Source organism: Terasakiella sp. (genome assembly GCF_048267425.1).
Lineage (GTDB): Bacteria > Pseudomonadota > Alphaproteobacteria > Rhodospirillales > Terasakiellaceae > Terasakiella.
Genome location: NZ_JBLWXN010000008.1, coordinates 86,911 through 113,126 on the forward strand (window position 1 = coordinate 86,911; position 26,216 = coordinate 113,126).

Below are 26,216 nucleotides of genomic sequence, written 5' to 3' on the forward strand. Positions count from 1 at the left end.
CTTGTAACCTATTTCGTCGAGTATGCATCATGGTTTAAGGAACTCCAGATCTTGTTCTGGGCGCTTCTGACAAGACGCCAGGCTGGCCTTGTGCTCTCTTCTTCCTGCATCTTTCATTTCAAGGTCAATACATCTCGTCTTTGACTTGTTACGTAAAGTAAAGGTGCTTTCACTCATGGCGTGGATTTGCCAGAACATGTCGTCCCCGTTGTCACAAGGCATCAAAATCAAACCTTCCCCCTGGATCCCTGGAACCACGCACCACCCAGACTGAGCGTGAACAAGCTTCAAGTTACCATCGACGGTTTCTACATAATTGAAACTTGAATTGTCATTTGCGGAACATGCCCCAACCAACAGCTGGTTGTCCATTTGACGTTGCATGTTGATCAAATGTTGATGATTTGATGTTGAATGACCGCTACGGGTTTTGTTGAAGTAGCTTTCAAAATCTTTATCCACCTGTAGGCAGTAGCCGTTCTGTGCTTTGATCTTTTGGTTGACTTCGTGGTAGGTCGGCTTTTCAGCATCTTCGATAATTCGAAAGCCCTGACTGTCTGCACCAAAACACGACGTCCAAATAGCATACCCAGCCTTTTCATTGGCGTTAACCGTGTCAAAGTGCAAACACTTTTGAGAAAACCGATTCACAAACTTGCTATACACCTCGTCTTGAGAGATGAATTTCCACTTTTCATGATCATCTTTCCCATTACACTCTGCCAACACCAACGGCTGGCCACTGTTTGCTTTAGGATCACGCGCCTGCAAACACAGGCCTTTACTTTTGAGCATAATGTAACCGCCCTGAAAATCCTTCACTGGCTCAGCGGTCCAGCGCTCGGCTTCAACGTCTTTGCAGTTTTCCTGATAAACATCGACACCATTGGCAGCAACACCCAAACATAAGGCACTATGACCAACGGCTAAGTACCGATTGGTGAACTGCTCACTATGGGGCATGAAGTCCGTCATCTTGTATGTGGACAAGATCGCATTGGTCTGGTCCGTCAAATCTTGATATCCCTTTAAAAACTTGCCGCCGTGACCGTCCAGACTTGCGAAGACCTTTTGAAGCTTGCTTTCTTCCTGGCTCAGTTCGTACTCGATGTTCGCAATGCGTTGTTCGAGACCGTCACGCAAGCCGCCCACCAATTCATATATGTGCGCCTGCAGCCACGTCGTCAGTTTGTCCGCAAGGTTGCCAAGCGATTTCAATGAGCTCAACTCTTGTTCCAACTTTTCTTCCAAATCGTGAACGATATGTTCTGCTGCAATGATCGGCATCAAGCCAAACGAAAGGCTATTGAACTCGGGGTCTGCTGGACTGAAGGCTAGATATTCGCGATACTTTTTTCCATCCAGTTCGAAATACAGTTCCATCACCAAGGGTTTTCCCTTCACAACATCCTGAACGCTGCCTCCAATAAAAGCCTTATCGACCTTAAATACGTTGGCCATGCGCTCAGCGTCATTGGCAAAGCTGCTTAATCCTTTGGTGATGATCGATTTGATATCTGTGGCTGCCGCAACATCCTTCGCGGCAAGAGCGACTTTGGTCGCGGCGTCGGTTGCCTTGATCTCAGCTTTGTGGACAGCTATGGCCAAGGCCTTCGCTTCACTCAGAGCTTTCTCTGCATCCTTTAGCAATTCATCACTGGCTTTCCATGTATCCCACGCTAGACCTTTGCGGGGCCACCACTTTGATTTGCAGTAATATTTTTTCCAGCCATGACAACCGTTATATTTGTTATTTGCATATTCATAATCACGACGATAGCCTTGCGTCGTATTGCGCAGCCGATTAACAGCATCCTTCGACACGGCATCAGCTACTTTCTGGGCGAGTTCAAGGTCCTTTTGCGCTTTTTTATTCAGGTCTTGAACTTTCGATAAATCGCTTTCCAATGTCTTGTACTTAGAGTCCGCCGTGCTCGCGATTTGCTTGATACCGTTCTGAACTTCTTTTACCAACCAATCTTTCAGATCCAAATTGTTGGAATATTCACCTGCAATAATAAAGTCTTTCTTTTTCAGGTCGAACTCGAGCAATAAATCGGTTTCACCAATAACCTCCAACTTGGTTTTAGCCTGCAACACTAATTTTCCGTCCTTGAAAAACATTTCGACGTCTTCTTCGTTACCAAACAGCGAGGTTGTCGATGTGATTTTAAACGGCATCATAGAGATATGATTGTTGCGAAATTCCAGACCGCCCAGCTTGAAGGGTGTTGTCTGGGTAAAGCTCATCTTCGCAAGAAAGTCCTGCACCTGCTTTTTGGTGGGCTTGGGATAGTCGATTTCGATTTTCTTTTTCGCCAGCCCCAGTTCATGTGTCAAAATATCACGTAAGAGATTGAGTTTGCGTTTCATTTCTTTGAACTCAGATTCGCTCAACGCCTTGGTTTCATGACCTGCATCCGATGCTCCATGTGCCACTGCTTTACCCGCGCCAGAGACAGTTTTTTTAACATCCGATTCTGCCGTATGTACCGCTTCGACAATTTTGTAGATCCACCCAATATCAGGCTGGATTGATGGCGACTTAATCAAGCCTCCCAAAAGTTCAATTTTCCCACTGAAGTGAATGCCGTCTGGGATACCAAGATTGGCATCCGATGCCCCCGGAGTTGCAAATGACATATAGATATCTTTGCCCCCAAAGATCCAACCTTGCAGTTTTGCAAAGTCTTTCATCAGTCGGGCTGATTCCGCAAAAGGAGCTTCAGCCAATTGTTTGCCTGTGACCTTTTTGCCCTTCACTTCGTCGTAGATGACTGTGTATCCTTCTGACAGAGCAACATCAGCGACGACACCAACCAATATGGCAGGCCACAAATATGGTGACACCACAATGTTTGGCACGTACGAAGCCAATGCAACTGTGTCGATTATTTCGTACATTTCAACATCAAGGGTGCTGATCTTTGTTTTCACCCCTAGGCCCTCGGGAATAGGGACTTCACCCGCCAAACCAATAATAATATCGCCTGCGGTTAACATATTGTGCCCCCAAAAATCAGCATCCCCGGCCAAGCCCAACTTAATCGATGGTGGTTCTACTTCGACTTCGCCGCTGACCGTCACATTTTCAAGTTCAAATCCCTTAATACCCAAGGCATTCTGCCACGTATCGCTCATCGCACCAGTGAGGCTCAGGCCGATTTCTTCTTCGGCCAGTTGAATACCCAAAGTTCCGGTAAAATCAAATGTCGTATAGTTGTAAGCGACATCAAACCCAGCGAGCAAACCGACCTCAAATGTTGTGTCCACAACCTTGAGAAAGAGGCCGACCTTTTCCGCACTCCCAGCCCATTTCGGTTTCGCCTTGAGGAACGACGGCAGCTTTAAACCGGTCTTTTGCAAATCGTCTAGACTAAGGCTTTGCGCCAGCAAGAATTCCAAATCCAGATTCAAGGGATCGCTATCAAACAAACCGCCAATCGCACCGTTGATGATGGCCTGTTCGGACAAGCCGAGCTTCACGCCCTTTACACCATTCACCAATTTGTCGCCGATATCCCCCATCAAATCCGCTTTAAAGTCGGATAAAAATGTAACATTGTCCAGTTTGACAGGTACTTGAGAGGTGCCAAAAATGTCCGTAAACAAGTCTTTGGCGACACCCGATTTCAGATTGTCCACCGCCAACGGATAGATTTTTTTATTGCTAAGGATCAAAGCTGCATTCGCCACAGCCATAGCATTCAGGTTGGTTTGGATCACCCCCACCTTGTCCCCGCTGAGGCCGGCAATCTTTGCTAAACGACCCAGTGAAAAATTCTGTTTGCTGTTGGCTTTCGCATTAAATGCCAAATCAATAGCGGCAACGATGTTCTTGCCACTGGGCGTGTCGATTTCGAACAAATACAGATTTGTGGTTTCATCAAACAACTTGTTTTTGGCTTCGACTTTCGCTTCGATACCATCTGGATAAATCTTCAAGGCGTGCAAGATGAAATTCCCACCGTTCGGCAAATGCCCCGCCACGTCCGACAACGCTATTGGCCCTTGAACAATGAAGTGCTCCAAGTGCGGTAGACCACCTCTTTCGACAAAGCTGGCATCGACGACGACATCATCCTTATCGTGTAGTTTTGCATCGCTAAAAAAGCTGAGATCAACTTCCGCGCCGCCCTCCCCACCTGACAAGGCAATATCAAATCCACTTTTTTCAAACGTTAGACCTTTGATACCGAACGGGTGCTCCCACTCACCGTCGACCAAACCCAACATGGAAACCGAGCCTTTACCATCATCTACGTTCATGTCGATCAAGGACGTCAGCGCAATCGGTTTAGACGTTTTGGAGCCAAAAGCATTTAGATGCAATTTCACACCGCTCCGCAAGCTCACATCCAAACGTCCTGTTGGTTTTTTTGCCTGCATCGTCGAGGGAAGGTTGCCCCAAAACACATCGTTGCCCTGATTACCACTGATCGACAGGTGCGCATCCTCAAAGGTCAAAATCTTGTCCATCCCCTTGATAGCCGGAGCAGGCACATTAATGGCAATGTCCAAAGAGTCTAAAATAACTGTGACAATTTCTTTTTTCACGTCCCCTGCACCACCTTTGATAAAATCAAAAATTTCGGTGGGAAACATGCCCGCTACGGGCAAGCTCGGTGCACTGATGGATAATTTATTCAAGAGACCGGAAAGCTTCTCACCAAGATCTGCTTTTCGGATCGCGGCAAGGAAGTTCACCCCCTTCTTGAACGCCGTGTTGGAATTTCCATCGCCCGCATCAATTTTCATATCGTCCGGCAGATCATCATGTGTAACACCTGTATTATTCGCAAGAACAAAGACGGAGCGGGCCATTTTCACCCCTTTCAACACACCTTCCCCTGCACCAGGGATCAGCGAAGCTAGATCCAATGCACCAAAATCCAATGCAGCAAACCCCTTGCCGATCCCAGCGAAAATCTTGACCGTTTCGCCCCCCAGTTCCACCGTTGCATCGATTGTTGACTTCGTAATATCGAGCTCATCAAACTTTAGAGTGTTTAATAGCGCAATGTGGCTTAGCGATGGGATCACATCACCCAAAGACAAATCAGGGCTCTTGAGCTTGAACACCCGTATGCCGCCACTTCCTTTACCCGTTGATGACTTTTGGGAGGTGTCTTTATTCGTGGATAATGTCGCTTTCGCGCCGGAAGCAAAGTCTATGGAAGCCATTAGCTCTTTGCTTTTCTCGACAAATTTCAGTCCAGATAAACTAACGCCTTTAAATCCCGGCACACCTGATAACTCTGGAAATAATTGAGCGACAGAGATGTGAGACGTATCGGGCGTAACATTAAGCACCATTGATTTTAGTGCTTTAGCGCCACCTGAAGGTTTCACTGACACGGCCAAAGTCGCGGTTTCCTTACCAAATGCCAAGTCCGCCGACACGGTATTGTCTTTCACTCCAATCGACTGAATACCGAACAACCCTATGCCGGGAACTCCCTTTAGCGGGTCAAGAACATCGGCTAGGCCAACGGGCTTATCCGCGTGCACCACCATTTCACGCGCAGGCCCCGTCGTAAGGCTAAGCACAGCACGAACGTTTCCCAATTCCCCGGTGAGCATGACGTTTTTATCAGCACGACGATAACTCAAATCCTTAAATGCGTACTCATTGATGATGGGCAAACCTTCAAGATTATCAAGCACATCAGAGAGCACAATTTCGTTTTTCGCTTTCAAATCCACAATCAGGTTTTGCAAGCCATTTTTCACATCCAGGCTCAACACACCTGAAGCCCTATGTAGCCGAGCTTCGCCCATAATGGTTTTGGTCTGATGGTTGTAAGATATATCGACCAATCCCAATACATTTACCAAGGGCACGTCGTTTAAATCCGTTAGAACTTGGCCCAATGTCAGCGGGTTATGCGTTGCCTTTAAATCAATGATTGCCGCCTTGCCCCCTTTGGACAAATCCAAGGTCACCTCTGCTTCTGCCTTATTCAGCATACCTGTTCCGGCAAGCATTTTTGTGCGCACATCGTACGTCAATGCCTCAAACGTCAAATCGTTGACTATTGGTGCGTCTTTCAGCTCCACAATCACATTTGCTAGGGAAAGGGGTGCCCTCGTCGCCTTTAGACTAAGTTGCGCATCCTCAATCCCCTTTTTAAGATTGACCGTTAACGTTACCTCGGCATCAACTATCTTACCGGTCAGGTCAAATGTTTTGGTATCTAGTCCGTAAGATAGTTTTTCAAAAGCAAAATTGTTGACCAACGGCACATTTCTCATGTTTGTCATGACAGTGCCTAACGCTATAGGCGTTGTGTTGGTGCGCAAAGAAACGACTGCAGCACGCAAACCTTTACTCACATCCAGACTCAGGCTCGTCTCCGCTTCGTTCAACTTTCCGGCCACCTCGATAACTCGATTTCGCGCCTGCAGGCTGAGTTGTTTTACAATCAAGTCCTTCACCAACGGTATATCCCGCAACACAGGGATTGCCGCCCCAAGACGAGCCCGACTATCCGGCGCATCGGAACGCAGAACTACATTTTCTTTAGGAAAGTCGAACAACACACCGAACGGCACATGGTCGATTTCAATATCGGCCTCAGCTTGCAGAGTGCGCTCCTGAAATGTCACCCGGTCAATCCCAAACTCATTCACACCGGGAAGGTCACGTAGGGGTGGTATCAAATCAGATGCGATCAGCGTGCCGATTTCCGGTTCAACATAAAACGCAAGCACATTTTTGGCCGTGAGTTGCGTAAAACGCATACCCTTGCCATTCAGCGTCCCTGTCACGACCACCCGGTCGCTTTGCCTTTGAACGTGCTGCACGACAACTTTTTCCAACGCCTTAAATTTTGTAGCACCGGGAATATGGTCTTCCAAGCTCTCAGCGAATGCAGGCGCCTCTCCACCAATCATAGAAGCACTCAAAAACAACAAAACGCGAGCAAGCTTTAACATACTGCAATTCCTTTATGATTCATAACATGGCGTCCACACATTTTGCGCAAAGCACTACATTCGACCTTTTGTGAACGATGGGCATATCCCTTTGAAAAGGTCCGCTAAAACGCAAACCTCCCCATTTCTCATCGTACAAATTTCAAGATTATCTTTACCGCCCAACTGTCCACCCGTCAGGGCACAATAGCGTTGTTCAGGGGTTGTATATCCTGTCACACGAACACCCCCGACGGGGCAGTCGCCACGCAGCAAGGCCCACTCACCACATTGACGGTTATCATCAAAATGACAGACCCCAAATTCCGCTCCGTTTGGTAAGGTCTCCGTCATGGATTGACCACCAAGCACATTACAATGTGCGCTGGCCGGGTTAGGCAACGTCACCATAGCTAGCGATGACATCGCAAAGCTGGGAGCGAGAAGCACAAAACAGATAAATATTGGCGTGTATTTGTTCATAGACGCCTTTTAACAAACCCTCGTTAGCTGAGCGTTAGTACAAACTGTAAGTAGCCTCTTTTTTATGGCAGCTACAGAAGATGGCTTGTTATCAATATGAATCTGTATGGAAAAGTGGAGTTGGATGACCCGCTTTTTCCTGACATGAAGGAGTCACAATTGTCATTAAGTGGCCAGTAAATTACTAGGTCCTGAAGCTAAAACACAAAATTGTTTTTAATAGTCCCGCTTGCATTCACCGTTAGGGCCATTCAATTCATCTTCTGACATAACGCAATAAAGATGAAAATGGATATTGATGCCACAAATTGACCAACGTCAATTGACATTAATAATGATTCGCATTATCAATACTCCGCACGAGCAATCGTGAATATCGAATTTTTATCAACATCCATAAGGGCTTATTGGGTGAACGGTTGAACTTTGCCTAATGTGAGGATTCAAAATGTCAGTTAAGATTAATCTGAAGATGTACCGTAGTGTTTGGGCGATGGCAACCTGTGCCATTGCCTTGGGATCGGCGCAAGGGTATGCGCAGTCTCCTTACGTGGACACAACAAAAATGAAGTCTCATGTCCATATGGGGCCGCCGCCTATTATTACGGCACCCGATCACATTATGGGTCGGGCAGAACATCAGTTCAAACAGGGAACGGTTGAAAACACACCCGGCGCAGCTGATAAGGTAGCGACGGCGAAAAAAACGGCCAAAATATCCTTGGGATATGACGGTGGCATTAAAACAGGGGCAGCCCAAGCCGCCCAACGCGGCGGGTCCGGTTTTGTTATGGGCAGTTTGCGCCGCGATGATGCGGGCAATTATGAAGACCGCAATGGCAATGACCTGCATTTTGGGTACGAACGCACACTGGGTCAGGTCGTTCTGGGCTTAACGCCGAACGCAACTACAGAACTTAAATTTATCGGGGTCATGGATCACATTGATGATGACAAGCAACCCCACCACGCAATGGACCCTCATAAAACGGAACGTCATATCGGCAAAGCATTTTTAACGTTTAAAGATGTGGGTGGCTTTGAGGAATTGCAGACTTATTTTTCCGCAATTGATGTGATGAGACGCGCAGATAACTACACGGTACGTGATGCCACAGGTGCCCGTTTACGGGTGGAAACGGACCGACGCATGTACGAAGGTGGTGCATCCGGGCGGTTTGAAACAAACGGTTTTACCAATGCGGTTGGCTTCTCCCTTAAAAAAGATGATCACGAGGCAACCCGTTACAATGTGACGCTTGGCGACGTCATCAACTCCTATCGTTTTCCCGATGTGGAGCAAACGGTTGCAAGTTTGTGGGGCGATAGCGAAACGAACTTAGGTGACACAACACGGGCCAAATTCGGCCTGCGATATGATTATCGTAATGCCGAAGCCACCAAGGCCGATATTACACCAACAGGGAACCCCGCGCCTTTTAATATCAGCGCCATGAGCCTTTATCGCATGTATTACGGGGCAACCGATGCCAAAGTTACAGACCATAACATCAGTGCAAAAATGAAGCTGGAACAAGATATTGATCTGTCCAATGGCATGTTGTTTGGGGAAGTCGGTCGTATGGTTCGCTCCCCCGATAACAAGGAACGCTGGCACGCCCTGTCCGGTCCTTCCGCCAACCGTTGGATCGGGAACCCGGATTTGAACCCTGAAAAACACCATAAGGCGGAAATTGGCGTTGAATTCAAAGGTGACGGGTATAAGGATTATCAGCGTTCCACCGGTCAAGGCAGCGCGTGGAAAACAAGCTTCAGCACCTATTATGACAAAGTCAGCGATTTCATCACATACGACAAGGCCCGGGGGCAATCCGGTGTCTTGTTGGCTGACAATGCGACCATTTCACGCAATGTGGATGCCACCCTGATCGGGGCGAAGGCCGAAGTACAATGGAATGTGAATACCAATTTGGCCACACGACTGGTTGCCACCTATACCTATGGCGATAATGACAGTGATAATCGTCCCCTTTATCAGGTTCGTCCGTTTGAGACCTATTGGCTGGTTGATTACACCGATGACCTGGATGTTATTGGCACATGGAATGTCGGATCAAAATTACGTTTTTCCGGTCGCCAATCCCGATTGGATGATGATGCGACAACCGGGTTAGGCATGGATACAGACGGTACATCCGGTGCTTTTGCCACGCTTGATCTTTATGGTGGTGTGCAGCTGTACAATCAGGTTGGTCTAAGTCTCGGCGTCGATAACGTATTTGACAAAGAATATAACGAACACATCACCGGGGAACATATTGCCAATACGGCCCGCGCGGCTGTGGATGCACCCGGGCGGACATTCTACGTGCGCGCTGTTGCAAACTTCTAAACAAGGATATTGAAAATGACTGAACTTTCACGTCGTAAATTATTAGGGGTCGGTGCGGCAGCTCTCACATGCAGTGCTTTTCCGGGCCTTGCCTTTGGGGCAACCGAAAGATTACGCGATTTGACCTTATGGGGACCGCCTGTCGGGCCGTCCGTCGCCTTGGCCCATTTGGCACAAAAAGGCAAAACACGTGCCTTGGTCGATAATCTGACCTTCAAGGCATGGCGCACACCGGATCAACTGCGATCCGGTATCGTATCCGGGGATATGCAAGTCAGCGGTGTTCCAAGTTATGTGGGTGCAAACCTTTATAACAAAGGACTGCCTGTTCGCATGCTCAATATTATGACATGGGGCTTGCTTTATATGATGTCGTCGGATGACACTGTGTCCAAGCTGGAAGACATTGCCGGTAAGACAGTCACCATGCCGTTTAAAAACGATATGCCCGATCTGGTTTTCCAATATATTACGGCCAAGGCCGGGATGAAGCCGGGCAAAGATTTTAATCTGGTTTATGCGACCACCCCGATGGAAGTCGTCCAGATGATGATGGTGGGCAAAGCTGATATTGTCATCCTGCCCGAACCGGCTGCAACGGCAACCATTTTGAAAGGTAAAATGAATGCCCGCAGTGTCCGCCGCGTCCTAGACATTCAACAGGAATGGGGCGTTGCCACCAATGGTCCGGCCCGCATTCCACAGGCAGGTTTGTTGGTGAACGCTGATTTGGCAGATAAACATATGGATGTTTTAAGAACCTTGCAGGCCGATTGCATCCGTTCTTCCCAATGGGCGTTAAACAATCCGGTAGATGCAGGCGTCATTGCCGAAGACCATTTGGGCGTGAAGGCCGCCGTGACAGAACTTTCCATGCCATATGTCAATCTTGAAACCACATTGGCACTGGATGCCAAGGCAGAGATCGAAGCTTTCTTCACACGTCTGGCGGAACTGTCACCAAAAATTATTGGCGGCAAACTGCCGGATGCTGATTTCTATCTCGGGCTTTAGGGAACGCACAACGTTTCATGACATATTTTAAGGCATGCCTTCATTATATCTGGGGGGGCTGGGGCGCCATAAGCAGCTTATTATTGCTTATGGCGCTTTGGGAGTTTGGGAACACTCTTTACGGCAGTTTTATTCTTCCCACACCGATTGAAACTTTCCATGCCCTGTGGGCTGCATTGAAAGAGGAAAACGGTTGGACTTACGTATTGATTACGACATCGCGCGCGTTAAGCGGGTTTATCCTGTCCGTTGTTGTTGGCAGCGCCTTGGGTATATTGGCGGGCCTGTCCATGACGACCGCACGGGCCGCCCGCCCGATTGTGACATTTCTGATGGGGGTGCCGCCGATTTCATGGATCGTGCTGGCCCTGCTTTGGTTCGGGATGGGGGGGGCTACCCCGGTTTTTACAGTTGTTGTGACCACGCTACCTTTAACCTTTGCCGCCGCCGTGCAAGGCACACGTACCCTTGATCGACGTTTTTTGGATATGAGTATGGTTTTCAATGTCCCATTGACCATGAAATTATGGGATTTTTACCTCCCCCATATTTTATCCTATTTATTTCCCGCATGGATCACCGCCCTTGGGATGGCGTGGAAAGTCACCATCATGGCAGAATTGCTGGCAAGCAACGAAGGCATCGGTGCCGGTATGGCCCTCGCCCGGGTTAATCTGGAAACCGCAACCGCAATGGGCTGGATCATGGCAACTGTTATTTTGTTATTGGGTTTTGAATATCTGTTTCTGGAACCCCTGAAACGCCACCTTGAATCCTGGCGTCAGGATGAAACATCGCTGGGGATGAAATAATGCTTTCCTTATCCCAAATCACCCATAAATATATGTTCGACAATGTGGTGGAAGATGTTTCCTTAAACGTCAGCAAAGGAGAAGTCGTCTCACTAGTTGGTCCCTCCGGTTGCGGCAAGACGACTTTATTGGCCATATGTGCCGGATTGATTGACCCCAGCGAAGGAAAGATCAAAAACGAATTTGGCTGTACCTCTATGGTCTTTCAGGAAGACCGTTTACTGCCGTGGCGCAAGGCCTGGCAAAATATTGCAATGGGATTAAAAGCGCGTGGGGTCGGACGTTTCAAACAACGCACCCATGCTGACAAAATAGCTCAACGTCTGCGTTTAACCCCGGATGATTTGGAAAAATACCCGGATGAGCTTAGTGGCGGCATGCGCCAACGGGTCGCCATTGGTCGGGCATTGGCCATTTCCCCCGACCTGTTGTTGCTGGATGAACCGTTCAGCGCACTCGATATCGGCCTGCGTCGCGAACTTCAGGATCTTGTGATGGAACAAATTCACAACAATGATTTAACGGCTGTCTTTATCACCCATGATTTGTTGGAAGCTGTCCGTATCAGCTCGCGCATACTGGTGTTTAAACCGGAACCGGGGCGCATTATTCGTGAAATTAAAATCGATATTCCTTTTGAAGAACGAACTGACAGCTTTGTCTATCAACGGGTGGGGCAGCTCTTGGAAGAAGATGACGTGCGTACGGCCTTTGACCTAATGAACGAGGAACACGCCTTATGAAAATAGACCTCGGCTTTATCTTCCAATGGGGGTTTCGCCCCTTTTTCATTCTTTCCGGCGTATCTGCAATTGGATTGCTGGCCTATTGGCTGCTGGTCTTAAAAGGAATTGCCTTCACACCAGAAACGATATCCCTTTCTGATTGGCATGCCCATGAAATGATTTTCGGTTTTGGCGCAGCGGCCTTGGCAGGTTTTCTCTTAACTGCTATTCCTGAATGGACAGGGGCGACACATTTACAAGGTCGCGGACTGGCTTTATATGTCGGCTTATGGCTTTTCGGGCGGCTGTCTGTTGCCTTGATTGATCTTCTGCCCTTGTTTTTGGTTGGGCTGCTTAATGTGGCCTTTCCCCTTATACTGGCTTGGCATACGCTACCCCATCTGATGAAAGAAAGCGGCAAGCGTCATCATATTTTCATTCCCATGATATGCCTGTTTATCGGGGCACAAATCGCTGTTTACCTTGGTTGGTCCGGGGTAGGTGAAGATTTTGAACTGTCCCGACGTGCCTTGTTAGGTGGTATTTATGCCCTCATTTTCGGGATCATCATTACATCCACCCGGATTTCGATGGTGGTGATCCGTCTGGCCTTAGATGAACAGAACGATCAAGACAGTTTATTTCGCCCCTATCCTTATCGACGCAACCTCGCCAGCGTGACCTTTTTATTTTTTGCCGCTGCAGATATCATCATACCTGAAACCTCTATTATGGGATGGTTTGCCTTAGCTGCCGGGGCGGCATTGATGGACCGTCTATCGGATTTTCATGTGGGCCGCGTCTTGCTTAAGCCTTATGTGCAATTTTTATATGTAGCTAATTTCTGGATTGCACTGGGTTGTCTTGGGATGGGGGTAAACGCCTTTTGGGAATTGGGGGCTGCGACGGACTTACGACACTTCTTCGGCGTCGGTGCAATCGGAACAGCCATTTTAATGGTTTTCACAATCGCAGGCTTACGTCATTCAGGCTTTGACCTCATCGTCCCAAAACGCATGATTGCGGCACTTCTTTGCATGATTACGGCAACGGGATTGCGCGTCTTACCCGCCATTCCCGACAATCCGTTGCCGATTGAAGCCAGTTATGATGGTGCCGCCTGCTTTATGATATTGGGCTTTATCCTGTTCTTATCCAAGTTCATCCCTATTTTTTGTCGAGATCAGCAAAAGGTATTGCCAGAAAAACACTAACCAGCCTCTATTTGCCCTTGCGCAATCTTTATATACATCTCACGAAGCTGTTGGGTGATACGGCCCGGTTTGCCATTTGCAATATCTTGTCCGTCAATTTTAACGACAGGCATGACAAAGGCAGAAGCAGATGTAAAGAAAGCTTCCTGCGCATTCTGTACTTCCGCAGGTGTAAAGGGACGTTCTTCAATTTTCAGATTGGCGTTCTTCGCAATGGCCAACACGGCCTTGCGGGTAATGCCATGCAAGATATCATTGCTTAACTGGCGGGTGACAATGGTGGCGTCTTTCGTCACGATATAGGCATTGTTCGATGTGCCCTCGGTAATAAAACCGTTATCGTCCATCAACCATGCATCATTTGCCCCTTTCGCCTTGGCTTCCATCTTCGCCATACAGGGATAAAGCAAACCGACTGTTTTGATGTCGCGACGTCCCCAACGTAAATCCGGCAGGGTCACAACGGAAATGCCGTTATCGGCGGTTGGATCGTTCAACAAAGGTTTGGATTGTGTGAACATGACCAAAGTTGGCTTGGCATTTTTGGGATAAGCAAAATCACGATCCGCCGCCCCACGTGTTACTTGCAAATAGACAAGCCCTTCAACAACGTTGTTATCTTGGATCAACTTCATCTGCGCGGCTTCAATTTCTTCATCACTGCACGGTGCTGCCATATCCAATTCATTTAACGAGCGGTGCAACCGGACCATATGCCCTGCGTTATCGACTAGTTTACCATCCAGTACGGAAGAAACTTCATACACCCCATCTGCAAACAAAAATCCGCGATCAAAGACGGAGATTTTCGCGTCTTCTTCCGGTACGAATGCGCCATTCACATAAACAATACGGCTCATTTAACTATCCCTTATTCATTATCCCCAAAGTGCAGGCTTTGGCGGAAACATTGTTCCATTTTTAAATTCAATTGCATTTTCATGGTCTTCGGCCAACAAAAGGGGACCATCCAGATCAACGACCTTTGCCCCTTGAGCAACAACCATTGCCGGGGCCATTGCCAAGGATGTGGCCAGCATGCAGCCCACCATAATGCCAAGCCCGTCTTTCTGTGCCGCTTGTTTGAGAGACAGCGCTTCTGTCAGGCCACCTGTTTTGTCCAGTTTAATGTTAATCATGTCGTACTTCCCTTTAATATCATCAAGGGAAGCCAGACCGTGACACGACTCATCGGCACATACAGGTACAAGACGTTCAATTTCTGCCAAAATCGCATCATCCCCAGCAGGTAACGGCTGTTCAATCATCTCAACACCCAGCGCCACCAACCTTGGCGCAAGCTCTGTATAGATATCGGCCGTCCATCCTTCGTTGGCATCCACGATAATACGGGCATTGGGCGCACCGTTTCGCACAGCGATGACACGATCCAAATCACCGGGACCGGCCAGTTTGAGTTTTAACAAAGGCAGATGCGCAACCTCATTGGCCTTTTGCCCCATGTTCTCAGCCGTATCCAACGACAATGTATAAGCCGTCGTAAGGTTATGAAACGAAGAAAAACCCGCCAAGTCCCATACCCGTTTACCTGCTTTCTTGGCTTCTAAATCCCAAAAAGCGCAGTCAAGGGCATTGCGCGCCGCCCCACCGGGAAGGCGTGATTGCAAGTCCGTGCGGGTCAAACCATTTTCAACATCATTTTTCAAACCGTTAATCAGGTCTGTGACGCTTTCAATACTTTCGTTATAGCGCGCATAGGGAACGCATTCACCACGTCCGATATACTCACCTTCGTGAATTTCAGCGACAACAACATCAGCGGTGGTTTTTGATCCGCGTGAGATGGTGAAACTACCGGCAATGGGCCAGGATTTATGACTGACCTTAAGTGAAACCGTCATTGCAGCACATCCACGATCCGCCCAACACCGTTTCGAACAGGGTCAACACACGGCAAACCAAATTTTTCTTCAGTTTCGCGCATAAATTTCTCGGCATCTTCATCAGAAAGGTTGGATGTATTGACACAGATGCCAACGAATTTAGCCTCTTTATTAGTCAACTGTGCCATATGCAAGGCCAGATCCATGACGGCTTGCATTGATGGGATCGGATATTCGGGCAATCCGCGCATATGTGTACGGGTCGGTTCATGGCAAAGGATGAGCGCATCGGCCTGTGCGCCATGAATAAGGCCTGCCGTTACACCCGCAAATGAGGCGTGATACAGGGAACCTTGGCCTTCAATCAAATCCCAATGATCGCTATCATTATTCGGGGAAATGGTTTCAACCGACCCTGAAATAAAATCTGCTGCAACCGCATCAATAGAAACACCAGATCCTGTAATTAGAATACCGGTTTGTCCGGTTGCGCGGAAATCGGCTTTCATGCCACGTGCCCGCATTTCTTTTTCAAGGGCAAGGGCGGTGTACATTTTACCGCAGGAACAATCTGTGCCAACAGGCAACAGGCGTTTACCTGTACGGTTTTTGCCCGAAGCAACCGGGTAAATTTCTGTTGGATGGCGCACATCAAAAAGCTGACGTCCCAAACGATCAGCAATAGCGACCAGTTCCGGTATATCCGCCAGTTTGTTATGTAAACCGGCAGCCAAATCCAGCCCATTTTCAAGGGCATCAATCAGAACACGGATCCAGGCATCTGAAATCACGCCACCGCGATTGGCAACACCGATCACCATTGTCTTACAACCGGCTTTGACGGCTTCTTCAATCGTCATATCCTGAAGGCCAAGATCGGCTTTACATCCCTCCAGACGGAATTGAGCCATCGCGTTTTCAGGTCGCCAATCCTTGATACCTTGGGCAACTTTGGCAGCAAGCGGATCGGCGGCATCACCGAGGAACAGCAAATAAGGGCGTTTGATCTCCATGCGTCATACTCTTTTCATTGGCACCAGATAAAAGACAAATGGTGGCTGGAAGGTTGAATTCAAATATGTTTTTAGTTTGCACGAATATGCGTGGTAATGTACCCATAGTTTGTAACTCAATTGGGTTTTTGGGATCATATCAGGCACAGGAATGAGCAAATTACCAATCGAATTGGACAAAATAGATCGACAGTTGTTGAATTTATTGCAGAAAGACAATCAGCTTTCCGCCGTGGTCCTAGCAGAAAAGGTCGGGTCGTCACGTTCCTCCGTTCAACGTCGTATCAAACGATTGCGCAATGAAGGGGTGATTGCAGCCGATATTTCTATTCTGTCCCCTAAAATCGTCGCGGATAAAATTCTGACCATTGTTGAAGTCAAGCTGGAAAGCGTACGCAGTGACCTGTTGAACGAGTTTCGCCAAACCATGTTAAAACTGGATCAGGTCCAGCAATGCTATTTTATATCAGGCAAGGTCGACTTTATCGTCATGTTATCGACAGATACCCTGCAGGAATACGAGACCTTCGCCCGGCAATATTTCGCAGACGCCCCCAATGTCAAACGTTATCAATCCAATATCGTATCGGATCGTGTGAAAGTCGGCTTGCATGTTCCTTTGAAGTTCAGCCAAAGCTAGCAACTGTATTCGGCATTACCTAAACATCATTTCGATCTGTCTAGAAAGCTTCGAATACGCTCAATTTGTTCTGCGACATTCATCGCTGGCGCATGACCGACACCTTCAACTTCATAAAGGTCGCAATTCTGGTTATTTGCCAACATAGCGTCGCGGGTTTCTGTGGATAGCAGATCCGTTTCTGCCCCCCGTATCAGCAATATCTGGCATTCAATGCTGTTAAAATAATCCCATTGGTCATAATCATTGGGATGGACAATAAACTGACGCACCATCTTTGGATCATAATGCATGGTGACTGTGCCATCAGGATTACGACGCACGGATGTTTCTGTCATCAAACGCCATTGTTCATCCGTCAAGTAGCCATAAGGTTTATAGATCGTGCGCAAGCCTTGTTCCATTTCACTGACAGTTTGATACACAGGTGGATTACCTGCATAAGTCAGGATACGTTCAATCGCAGACGGTTCAATTTTTGGCCCCATATCGTTCAAGACAAGATGGGTCATATTGTCACGCATTGTGGTTGCCGCCAGACGAATGCCAAGTGCCGCCCCCATAGACGTCCCTATCCATTTATAAGTTTTAAATCCAAAGTGGGCACAGAGATCGCTTGCGATTTTGCCATAAAAATCCAGACAATATTGCGTGTCCGGTTGAACCGCCCATTGTGACAGGCCGCGTCCAATCGTATCCGGTGCGATGATGTGATAGCGTTCGGCTAGAATCTGTGCCAACGGATCAAAGTCACGACCTGTACGCGCGAGGCCATGCCACATGATTATTTTCTCCGCATTGCCTTTGCCCCATTCTGTGACGTGAACCTCCAGCCCCTGACAGGTGATATAATGTGAAACGGGTGTCTGCGTCATGTTTTTACCTTTCTAAGTCGACCAACAATGCCTGTCGGGAAGAAATAAACCGAGAGAATGAAAAGAATGCCAAACCACAACAACCAACGGTCCGGATGGATCAATTCCGGCAGCAGGGGCAGGCCCATTGCACTAAATTGATCAGAAGCCATCTTCATCAATTCCTGTAGATAATTCTGCGCCATGATGAACAAGGTTGATCCAATAACCGCACCATACAATGTCCCCATACCGCCGATCACGACCATTAACAGGATATCAACCATGATATTGAGGCTAAGCGTCGTGTCCGGTCCGGTATATTTCAACCATATTGCCATCAGGCTGCCTGCCAATGCGGCAACCCCGGCCGCCAGACAATTTGTTGCTGTGCGGTAAATCACGGTACGATAGCCAATCGCTTCGGCACGAAATTCATTTTCACGGATTGCCTGTAGCACGCGCCCGAACGGTGAATTCACCACCCGCAGCATGAACAGGAATAACCCGAACGAGGCAAACAGGATGCAATAATAAAGCAACAGCTTCCCGTTAATCCGCACGCCAAAGACTTTGTCCTGAACCAGCTTAAACGCCGGAGATAACTCGCGCGGGATGGAATAGGTCAAACCATCTTCACCACCGGTAAATTGATAAAGCTGAGACACCAGCAATGTAAAGGCACTGGCGACCGCCAAGGTCACCATGGCAAAAAAGATCGCCTTCACCCGCAGGCTGAACAAACCAATAAAAAAGGCCAATAAGACAGAACAGATAAATCCCAAAACCGTCCCGATGACGATGCCTTCGTAACTACGCCCCATTTCATTGAGCGTAATCGCCACCCCATAGGCACCGATGCCAAAAAACATGGTATGGGCAAAAGAGACAATACCTGTATAGCCCAGCAACAAGTCATAGCTGGCGACAAGCACAATAAAGATGGCAATCCGCATTGCCGTTTCCATCGAACGTGACCCCGGGAACAACCACGGTGTCAGCACAAGTCCAACCACGATCACAACTAACAACAATGTCAGCATTTTTGAACGTGGAAAGTCACCGGAGAAAATATAAGAAAACATCAATCAGGCCCCCTATCGACTTTTATTGACCGGCAGCAATCCTTCCGGACGCCACATCAGAATAAGGACCATCAACAGAATGTTGGACCCCAACGCCACTTTTGGGACCAGATAGCCTGTGTAGTTCGCCAACAAGCCAACCATTAAGGCACCAATAAAGCACCCTTCCACGGACCCAAGCCCCCCGATAATGACAACGATAAAGATCAGGATCATGACATTCATGCCCATATGTGCGGTGACGACTTCTTCATACAGTCCCCACAACACGCCCCCAAATCCAGCCAAGGCCGAACCTGCGACAAAGACCAAAATAAAGACCATGGAAATACGATAGCCCAAGGCACTGACCATTTCGCGGTTTTCCACACCGGCACGGATCACAAGCCCCAGACGGGTGCCATTCAGTGTCCAGCGCATGGCAAAGAAAATAATCAAGCCCAGAACCACCGCTAACAAACGGAATTTTTCAATCGCAACTGTACCGAAGGTGAAAGACCCCTGCAAAGCTAACGGGCGTAAAATGGTAATTTCATCCGGCCCCCACAACACATATATCAATTGTTCGGTCACAATCAGACCGCCCATCGTAATCAAAATCTGTTTCAAGTGGTCGCCATATACCGGTTTTACGATCACCCGCTCAAAGACATAACCGGCAAGCCCGGTCAGGCCCATCGCCGCCACAACAGCCAGTAAAATCGCTGCGATATTCAAAAAGGCAATGTCAGCGCCGGTCCAGCTTGGCAACATCAGTAACACTGAAATACCGGCAAAGGCCCCAAGCGAAATAAATGCCCCGTGACCAAAATTCAACACATCCATCAGACCGAAAACCAACGTCAGACCAGAGGCCATGACGAAAATCATCATTCCCATCGCCAGCCCGGCCAAGGTCAATGTCACCCATGTATCCATCTGACCGATCAAGGCCAGTGCCGCCAAAGAGACAATCGCCGTCGCCAATAAAGGCAGGTTCCGTTCGGACAGAACCGAAAATTTTGGCGCGCTTGATGCGCTCAACCCGTTATCGTTCGTACTCATTGGTGTGCCCCCATGCTCAGGCCCAGCAGTTGTTCCTGCAACTGTTCATTTTCGGCTAAATCAGACATTTTGCCACTATGAACAACCCGTCCATCATCCATGACACAGACGGTGTCCCCGATGGTTTTTGCCATTTGAAAATTCTGCTCCACCATCAAGATTGTGGTGTCGGTTTGCTTCAATTCCATAAAGGCTTCCGTCAATGCACCGATAATTGCCGGGGCCAGACCTTTGGTCGGCTCATCCACCAACAGCAGGCTACTGGGCTCAATCACCGCCCGTGAAATTGCCAGCATCTGTTTTTGCCCACCGGACAGGTTACCCGCCGGCCAGTTCCAGAATTTTTTCATTGCCGGGAAGAGTTGAAAAATCCAATCGAGGCGCGTTTCATCCATATCGCCTGTACGCGCCGCCAGTATCATATTTTCTTTGACACTCAGTGCAGAAAAGATACCCATATCTTCCGGCACGTAGGAAATCCCGCCTTTGGCGATATCGTGAGTTTCCTTTTTCGTAATATCATGACCGTTGAAGGTCACACGGCCTTGGCTCGCCTGCCATAACCCCATGATCGTGCGCATGGTTGTTGTTTTACCGGCACCGTTTCGCCCCAGCAACATGGTCACCCCCCCACGCGGAACCGCCATATCCACCCCTTGCAGGATGTGATAGTGCCCGATGTGGGTATGTACACCTTGTAAATTTAGACAAAGTTGATCAGACATGGTCAGCAACTCCTGTCCCTAAATAAGCTTCCTGTACAATCGGGGAGGACATAACCTCTTTTGGCGCGCCGTCGGCGACCAGAAACCCGTTGTGCAGGACAATAATGCGATCTGCCAGTGAATGGATCACATCCATTTTATGTTCCACCATCAGAACCGTTTTGTTTTTATCAGCCTTAATTTCGTGGATTAGATCCAGAATGACCGGCACTTCATCCACACTCATTCCTGCGGTTGGTTCATCAAACATCAAAACGTCATGTTCCAGGGCCAGCATCAGAGCAACCTCGAGTTTGCGCTGTCCGCCATGTGGCAATGTGGAGGCCATCACATCGGCTTGTTCAAACAAACCAACGCGGGCCAGAAAGTGATCTGCCTTTTCATTTAGTTCACGATGACGATCTGCCATCAAAAAAATATTCAAACCGATCCCGGCACGACTTTGTACCGCCAAGCGCACGTTTTCACGCACTGTAAGGTTTGAAAACAGATTGGTCAGTTGAAACGCACGAGCCAATCCTTTGTGCGTGCGTTCGGAAACGGGCAAAGAGGTAATATCCTCCTCGTTCAGGAACGCGCGCCCTGCCGTGGCTTTCAACTGACCGGAGATCAGATTGAAAAAGGTTGTTTTCCCGGCACCGTTGGGACCGACAATCGCAGTCAATGTGCCACGTTGAAATTCTGCTGTGACGTTATTGACCGCCACATGACCACCGAAACGAACGCTCAGACCGTCGGTGCGCAGAACGGGATGTTCTTGACCTGTCATCAAATTTTTCCGAAGTTAGAAAAAGGGGAAGAAAGAGGAAAACGCGTGGGTCAGGCGCCTCCCTCTTTCTGGGGAGTGACACGATGGTCGTGTTAGTTACGGATAGGAACGTTCATTTCTTTGATCGAAATTTCACGTACGAGTTCCGGGACAGCCCATTCCACATTCGGGTCCACTTTCAGCTTAAAGTGATACATGGATTGCAAGGCCTGATGGTCTTCTTTGCGGAATATCATTTTGCCTTTTGGCGTCTCAAACGCCATACCTTCCATCGCAGAAATAAGCTCATCCGTATCGGTTGAACCGGCTTTCTTCAGCGCTGCAACAACCGCCATACCTGCTGTCATACCGCCAGCGGTGAAGAAATCCGGCGGGCTATCAAAACGTTTGTAATGCTCAGACACCAGCCACTTGTTCGCATCATTTTGCGGAATATCATGGTAATAGTAAGTTGCGCCTTCCATCCCCGGCAGCGATTTCAACGCTTTCATAACCGCCAGAATGTTGCCGCCCGTTGCCAGTTCTACATGAAATCGTTCCGGGTTCATGGCCTTGATCTTACCCATCGGGTTACCGGCACCTGCCCAGATCACAAAAATAATTTTGCGACCCTTTTCTTTATCCAACGCATCAAACAGACGTTGTGCAGACGCTGTGAAATCTTTGGTATCGCGCGGGGCATATTCTTCAAAGACCAGATCGGCCCCTGTGTTTTGTAAGGCTTCTTTAAAGGCGGCAACACCGTCACGACCAAAAGCATAATCTTGTGCCAATGTCGCAATTTTCACGCCGTCCTGCCCCAATGCAACCGCGTTTGCAATCGCATCCTGAGACGAATTGCGACCCGTGCGGAAAATATAGCGGTTCCATTTCTCGCCTGTAATGGAATCAGCGACTGCCGGTTCGACCAGCAACAGTTTTTCATATTCCTGCGCAACCGGCAGCATGGCAAGCGCCACACCGGAAGAGACCGGACCAATCGCCAGATCAACTTCGTCATCGGCGTATGCCTCTGCCAGCAAGGCTTTTCCCAAATCCGGTTTTAACTGAGTATCTTTTTCAATAACTTCAATCGTGCGGCCATTTACTTTCATGGTCCCGCCTGTGGCATATTCCAGCCCCATCATCAATCCGGTATGAGATTGTTTCGCATAGGCCTCATACGGGCCTGTTTTCCCATAAACATGAGCAATCTTGATCGGATCAGCGGCTTGTGCTTGAACGCTTAGACCTACAGCGCAGGCCAGCGCCACAGCAAAATGTGGCAACTTCATTTTAGGCTCCCTGTTAAATAATATTTTTTTATAACTGCCCTCTGAAAGGCAAAAGGTGTGCCAGATTAAAAAAAAGGCCCATATCTGCCAATTTATCATGGATATATAGATCTGATGCGTGCTTCCATGATCTCAAAACTGTCCGGCTCATCAGACACAAAGCCTCAAAAAACACATAACCTATTGTTTTATTTAATTAAGTTCGTGAGTGTCTAAAAACCATACACCTGCATACTGTCCGGTTATTCGGACAGTATGCCAAAAGAAGTCAGCTTTTCATAAAACTGTGCGCGAGAAATCCCCAACCTTTTTGCCGCTCTGGATTTCACATTATTTTCTTCCGCCAGTGCCTTAATTAAGGCCTGACGTTCAATATCAGCCAGAACCTCTTTCAGTTTCTTGCCTTCCGGCAGGGGATCAAATCCTGCATTATCGGCCACTGCCTGAATATGTTTTTGACGTTTTGCAAGGCTGGGGATCAATTCGATAATATGGTTTTCATCCAGTATATCGTCATCAAAGCGCGCACAAGCCTGATCCAGTATATTGCGCAGCTCGCGCACATTTCCGGGCCAGTCATACAGCTTCAAAAGCTCGACAGCTTCATCCGCCAAAGTCGGCGTGGGCTGGCCTGTTGCTTCCCCGATGTGATCCAGCAATACATCGCATAGACGCGGTAAGTCCGATGGCCGTTCTTTTAAAGACGGTACAATTAAAGGCACGACATTTAAACGATAATAAAGGTCCGCGCGAAAGTCCCCGTCCTGCACCATTTTCTCAAGATTTCGACTGGTCGCACTGATGACACGCACATCAACCGATTGCACCTTGTTCGATCCGACCGGTTCTAATTCCCTTTCCTGCAACACACGCAAGAGCTTGGGTTGCAAACTGGCTGGCATATCACCGATTTCATCCAGAAACAGCGTCCCGCCATCCGCCAGTTGAAACTTGCCGAGACGATCTTTTTTGGATGCTCCCGTATAAGCGCCCGAGGCTGTACCGAACAATTCAGCTTCCAGCAAGCCTTCGGGTATGGCAGATACATTAATCCGAACCATCGGCGCTTTGGAACGTCCCGACGTGTGATGGATCGCGTGGGCCAAAAGCTCTTTCCCCGTCCCTGTCGCGCCCAATAACAAGACCGGAACATCGCGTTCTGCGGCACGGCGCGCTTGACGTTTCAACTCCTGGACCGCTTTGGCATTACCGACAAAGTTTGAAAAACGGTATTTTGCCTGACGGGTGGCCGCCAATTCTTTTTCCGCCCTTTTCAAATCATTTTGCATGTTTTGAAAGCGCGAAACCAACGGTTTAAGGGCATTCAGGCGATCAAACAGAATGACCCCCATCGCCCCAACGACTTGATCATTGTCATCACTTAAAGGAATACGTGAAATCGTAATTTGACGCTCCCCCAAATCAACAATATCGATCAGGTCCGGCTGCCCCTTTTCAATGACCCGTTTCATATCCGTATGAGGCAAAATTTCTGACAGGTCGCGACCTTCCAGCGGTTCTGTCCCATTCCAGCCTATCAAGGCCTTGAACTTATCATTCATCCAGATGATCCGGCATGACGTATCCACCGCAAACGCCCCTTCGTAAAGATCGTCAAAGACCTTCACAAGCGTGCGTGCAGCTTTCAGCCGGATTTCGCCCTCAATATTTGGTTGTTCGACTTTTTTCAATCGAAAGAAAAACTGGAACGGATCCGCCATCTTACAGTCTCTTTGCGCCTACCTGTTTATAATTATATGTTATTATAGCAAATATCGCGCCACCTTACGTCTTCACTCTCAACAAAGTCCATGCCTTTTTATCCACTTGCAGCAAGACCTCATTCAATTATCCTCAAAAAAAGAGTTCCCAAACCAACAGGTTGGGAACTCTTTTAAAGGACGAATAATAACAAGTATGTTATGTCGCGATGAAGGTATCACTATAATCGTCACGCAGACTTTTCTTTTGAACTTTCCCCATTGTATTTCGGGGCAACTCGTCCACAAAGAAGACTTTTTTCGGTTGTTTATATTTTGCTAAATCCGTGGAAATCGCATCCATAATGGTTTTATCGCTTAAATCAGCATGTGGATCTTTCACAATCACCGCACAAACGCCTTCCCCAAAATCTGGATGAGGCAAACCGATGACAGCGGACTCCACCACACCATCGATATCATCAATCATCAACTCGATTTCTTTTGGATAGACATTATAGCCCCCTGAAATAATCAAATCTTTTGACCGACCGATGATAGAGACATAGCCCCGATCATCAATCATGCCGAGATCGCCTGTGATCAAGAAGCCATCCTCACGTAATTCTTCTTTGGTTTTTTCCGGCATTTGCCAGTACCCCTGAAAAACATTTGGGCCTCGCACTTCGATCGAACCGATTTCGCCGCGTGGTAATTCAGTCTCACCATCCATAATACGCACCTCAACGCCGGGAAGTGGAAACCCGACGGTTCCCGCGCGTCTTTCGCCATCATAGGGGTTTGACGTGTTCATATTGGTTTCCGTCATCCCATAACGTTCCAAAATGGCATGACCTGTTTTTTCTTTCCATAAATCATGCGTTTCCGACAACAACGGGGCGGATCCAGATACAAACAAACGCATATTTTTCGTATGTTCCTTATCCAGTTTTTCATGTTTTAAAAGGCGGACGTAAAAAGTCGGCACCCCCATCAAAACCGTCGCATTTGCCATTGCCTTTAGCACGTCATCCGCATCAAATTTTGCCATGAAATCAAGTGCTGAACCTGCTGCAAACGTGACATTTGTCGCCACAAACAGGCCATGCGTATGAAAAATAGGCAGGGCATGAATAAGTCTGTCCTCAGATGTAAAATGCCAATAATCACGCAAGGTTGCCGCATTACTCCAAAGATTACCATGTGACAACATCGCACCTTTGGACCGTCCCGTTGTCCCGGATGTATAAAGAATTGCCGCCAAATCATCTTTTGCGCGCGGAACCGCTTTTACTCCGGCCATTTGTGTTGCCGCCAAATCCGGTAGGCTGCCGCTCCCATCACCGTCCATTGTTTCCAGTGCGGTAACGCCGCATTTTTTTGCGACAGGCGACAATGCCTCTTTATTTTTGCTGGAACAAACAAAAACACGCGGGCTGGCATCCCCTAGAAAATATTCAATTTCAGCAGGGGTATAAGCCGTATTCAACGGTAAAAAGATCCCACCGGCAATGATCGTCCCGACATAAAGCTGTAAAACCTCAATCGACTTATCGACTTGCACGGCCACCCGGTCACCGGGCAACACCCCCTTGGACATTAAAGCAGCGGCATAGGTTTCCGCCCCTTTGAAAAACTCCCCATATGATAAGGTGCGCCCATCTTGGGTCTTGGCAAATAAGGCTTGGTCACGCCCCTGCGATGATGCCCGCAAGTTTCCTGCTAAGTAATTGCTTTCATACATTTTAT

19 protein-coding genes are annotated in these 26,216 nt (G+C 48.2%); 6 read left to right on the forward strand and 13 right to left on the reverse strand.

Going from position 1 to position 26,216, the window contains the following annotated elements; genetic code table 11:
- Positions 1-27: 27 nt before the first annotated feature.
- A complete protein-coding gene (locus tag ACN0VA_RS13005) occupies positions 28-6,939 on the reverse strand; it encodes an RICIN domain-containing protein (RefSeq protein WP_417821576.1) in 6,912 nt (2,303 codons plus the stop codon).
- 54 nt (positions 6,940-6,993) lie between these two features.
- Positions 6,994-7,344: a DUF333 domain-containing protein gene (locus tag ACN0VA_RS13010; RefSeq protein ID WP_417821577.1), complete on the reverse strand. Its 351-nt coding sequence runs from the start codon at positions 7,342-7,344 to the stop codon at positions 6,994-6,996.
- 505 nt (positions 7,345-7,849) lie between these two features.
- On the opposite strand from ACN0VA_RS13010, the gene ACN0VA_RS13015 reads away from it, so the two are divergent.
- From ACN0VA_RS13015 to ACN0VA_RS13035, 5 genes are read left to right on the forward strand one after another with little or no spacing between them, the layout of a single operon-like run.
- Positions 7,850-9,754 carry a TonB-dependent receptor gene (locus tag ACN0VA_RS13015; RefSeq protein WP_417821578.1) on the forward strand — a complete coding sequence of 635 codons (1,905 nt, stop codon included), beginning with the start codon at positions 7,850-7,852 and terminating at the stop codon, positions 9,752-9,754.
- A gap of 15 nt (positions 9,755-9,769) precedes the next feature.
- The gene (locus ACN0VA_RS13020; RefSeq protein ID WP_417821579.1) at positions 9,770-10,768 is read left to right on the forward strand and encodes an ABC transporter substrate-binding protein; all 999 of its coding nucleotides are present in this window, start codon (positions 9,770-9,772) and stop codon (positions 10,766-10,768) included.
- 17 nt (positions 10,769-10,785) lie between these two features.
- On the forward strand, positions 10,786-11,580 hold the full coding sequence (locus tag ACN0VA_RS13025) for an ABC transporter permease (protein ID WP_417821580.1): 795 nt from the start codon (positions 10,786-10,788) through the stop codon (positions 11,578-11,580).
- The gene (locus ACN0VA_RS13030) at positions 11,580-12,323 is read left to right on the forward strand and encodes an ABC transporter ATP-binding protein (RefSeq protein ID WP_417821581.1); all 744 of its coding nucleotides are present in this window, start codon (positions 11,580-11,582) and stop codon (positions 12,321-12,323) included. The genes ACN0VA_RS13025 and ACN0VA_RS13030 overlap by 1 nt, the downstream gene beginning before the upstream one ends.
- Positions 12,320-13,519, forward strand: coding sequence for an NnrS family protein (locus ACN0VA_RS13035; protein ID WP_417821582.1), 1,200 nt, complete (start codon positions 12,320-12,322; stop codon positions 13,517-13,519). Before ACN0VA_RS13030 ends, ACN0VA_RS13035 begins: the two co-directional genes overlap by 4 nt.
- On the opposite strand, the gene ACN0VA_RS13040 is transcribed toward ACN0VA_RS13035, so the two are convergent.
- The 3 genes from ACN0VA_RS13040 to dgcN are packed head-to-tail and all read right to left on the reverse strand — an operon-like array spanning position 13,516 to position 16,376.
- Complete coding sequence (locus tag ACN0VA_RS13040) at positions 13,516-14,379, reverse strand: D-amino-acid transaminase (protein ID WP_417821583.1); 864 nt, start codon at positions 14,377-14,379, stop codon at positions 13,516-13,518. The two genes, ACN0VA_RS13035 and ACN0VA_RS13040, sit on opposite strands and share 4 nt — an antisense overlap.
- An 18-nt stretch (positions 14,380-14,397) precedes the next feature.
- Positions 14,398-15,381, reverse strand: coding sequence for an N-acetyl-D-Glu racemase DgcA (gene dgcA, locus ACN0VA_RS13045; RefSeq protein ID WP_417821584.1), 984 nt, complete (start codon positions 15,379-15,381; stop codon positions 14,398-14,400).
- Positions 15,378-16,376, reverse strand: coding sequence for an N-acetyltransferase DgcN (dgcN, locus tag ACN0VA_RS13050; protein ID WP_417821585.1), 999 nt, complete (start codon positions 16,374-16,376; stop codon positions 15,378-15,380). The genes dgcA and dgcN overlap by 4 nt, the downstream gene beginning before the upstream one ends.
- A 151-nt stretch (positions 16,377-16,527) precedes the next feature.
- Here dgcN and ACN0VA_RS13055 point away from each other — a divergent pair, with 151 nt between their 5' ends.
- Positions 16,528-17,016 (forward strand): Lrp/AsnC family transcriptional regulator, encoded by a 489-nt coding sequence (locus ACN0VA_RS13055; protein WP_417821586.1) that lies wholly within the window; start codon positions 16,528-16,530, stop codon positions 17,014-17,016.
- A gap of 26 nt (positions 17,017-17,042) precedes the next feature.
- Here the strand turns inward: ACN0VA_RS13055 and ACN0VA_RS13060 are convergent, their stop codons facing one another.
- The 8 genes from ACN0VA_RS13060 to ACN0VA_RS13095 form a co-directional block, all read right to left on the reverse strand.
- The gene (locus ACN0VA_RS13060; protein ID WP_417821587.1) at positions 17,043-17,891 is read right to left on the reverse strand and encodes an alpha/beta fold hydrolase; all 849 of its coding nucleotides are present in this window, start codon (positions 17,889-17,891) and stop codon (positions 17,043-17,045) included.
- On the reverse strand, positions 17,888-18,955 hold the full coding sequence (locus tag ACN0VA_RS13065; protein ID WP_417821588.1) for a branched-chain amino acid ABC transporter permease: 1,068 nt from the start codon (positions 18,953-18,955) through the stop codon (positions 17,888-17,890). Before ACN0VA_RS13065 ends, ACN0VA_RS13060 begins: the two co-directional genes overlap by 4 nt.
- A 12-nt stretch (positions 18,956-18,967) precedes the next feature.
- On the reverse strand, positions 18,968-19,999 hold the full coding sequence (locus ACN0VA_RS13070; protein WP_417821589.1) for a branched-chain amino acid ABC transporter permease: 1,032 nt from the start codon (positions 19,997-19,999) through the stop codon (positions 18,968-18,970).
- Positions 19,996-20,724, reverse strand: coding sequence for an ABC transporter ATP-binding protein (locus ACN0VA_RS13075; protein WP_417821590.1), 729 nt, complete (start codon positions 20,722-20,724; stop codon positions 19,996-19,998). The genes ACN0VA_RS13070 and ACN0VA_RS13075 overlap by 4 nt, the downstream gene beginning before the upstream one ends.
- Positions 20,717-21,493, reverse strand: coding sequence for an ABC transporter ATP-binding protein (locus ACN0VA_RS13080; RefSeq protein ID WP_417821591.1), 777 nt, complete (start codon positions 21,491-21,493; stop codon positions 20,717-20,719). Before ACN0VA_RS13080 ends, ACN0VA_RS13075 begins: the two co-directional genes overlap by 8 nt.
- Before the next feature lie 92 nt (positions 21,494-21,585).
- Positions 21,586-22,767, reverse strand: a complete 1,182-nt coding sequence (locus ACN0VA_RS13085; protein WP_417821592.1) for a substrate-binding domain-containing protein — start codon at positions 22,765-22,767, stop codon at positions 21,586-21,588.
- A 242-nt stretch (positions 22,768-23,009) separates the two neighbouring features.
- Positions 23,010-24,488 (reverse strand): sigma-54 interaction domain-containing protein, encoded by a 1,479-nt coding sequence (locus ACN0VA_RS13090; protein ID WP_417821593.1) that lies wholly within the window; start codon positions 24,486-24,488, stop codon positions 23,010-23,012.
- Positions 24,489-24,687: 199 nt separating this feature from the next.
- Positions 24,688-26,211 carry a malonate--CoA ligase gene (locus ACN0VA_RS13095; protein WP_417821594.1) on the reverse strand — a complete coding sequence of 508 codons (1,524 nt, stop codon included), beginning with the start codon at positions 26,209-26,211 and terminating at the stop codon, positions 24,688-24,690.
- Positions 26,212-26,216 lie beyond the last annotated feature (5 nt).